This window comes from Pseudomonas antarctica, assembly GCF_900624995.1.
Taxonomy (GTDB): Bacteria; Pseudomonadota; Gammaproteobacteria; order Pseudomonadales; family Pseudomonadaceae; genus Aquipseudomonas; species Aquipseudomonas antarctica.
Genome location: NZ_UYXQ01000268.1, coordinates 1 through 255, shown reverse-complemented (window position 1 = coordinate 255; position 255 = coordinate 1). Strand labels below are relative to the sequence as shown.

Here is a 255-nt window from a genome sequence, read left to right as displayed (position 1 = left end):
GGTCAGGCGGGCGAGGGGGTCGTAGTGGTAGTGGTGTTCGCCTTTGCGGGTGTCGAGCAGGCGGGTCAGGTTGCCGGTTTTGTCGTAGTCGTAGTGGCGGCGGTAGTGCTTGTGTTCTTCTTGGGTCACCGCGTGGGCGTGAAGGCGGTTTTGTTCGTCGTAGTCGTAATGGCTGAGCAGTTCGCCTTGCTGGCGCTGGCGTTCGCGGCCGGTGTTGAACAGGTGAGAGGTTAGGGTTTTACCATTCAGCTCGAC

At 60.4% G+C, this 255-nt stretch carries 1 protein-coding gene; it reads right to left on the bottom strand.

Going from position 1 to position 255, the window contains the following annotated elements; translation table 11 throughout:
* Window positions 1-255: hypothetical protein (locus E0F99_RS29930; RefSeq protein ID WP_130909146.1), on the bottom strand; the 255-nt coding region annotated here is incomplete at both ends.